Source organism: Tolypothrix sp. VBCCA 56010, from assembly GCF_050875635.1.
GTDB lineage: Bacteria > Cyanobacteriota > Cyanobacteriia > Cyanobacteriales > Nostocaceae > Hassallia.
On the sequence record NZ_JBPAOH010000545.1, the window covers coordinates 1 to 211 of the forward strand.

Below are 211 nucleotides of genomic sequence, written 5' to 3' on the forward strand. Positions count from 1 at the left end.
TGCCCGCTGTAACGACTCAGCAATGTTTGGAACGCTGCTAAGAGTGTCATGAACAGCGTCACTTCTTGTTTCTGGCTGAAGGCAGTTAGCGCTGCACTCAGTTCATCAGAGAGTGAGAATGTCTGTGTTGCCCCCTTGTAAGTTTGAATCGCAGGTCGCGGTCGGTCGGTGGGCAGTTCCAACAAAGCCGGAACACCCGCAAGTTGTTGCT

Annotated in this window: 1 protein-coding gene; it reads right to left on the minus strand. The window is 52.6% G+C overall.

Features of this window, described 5'->3' with window-relative positions; translation table 11 throughout:
* A partial coding sequence (locus AABK37_RS42560; protein WP_432557318.1) for a condensation domain-containing protein occupies positions 1-211 on the minus strand: 211 nt, incomplete at both ends.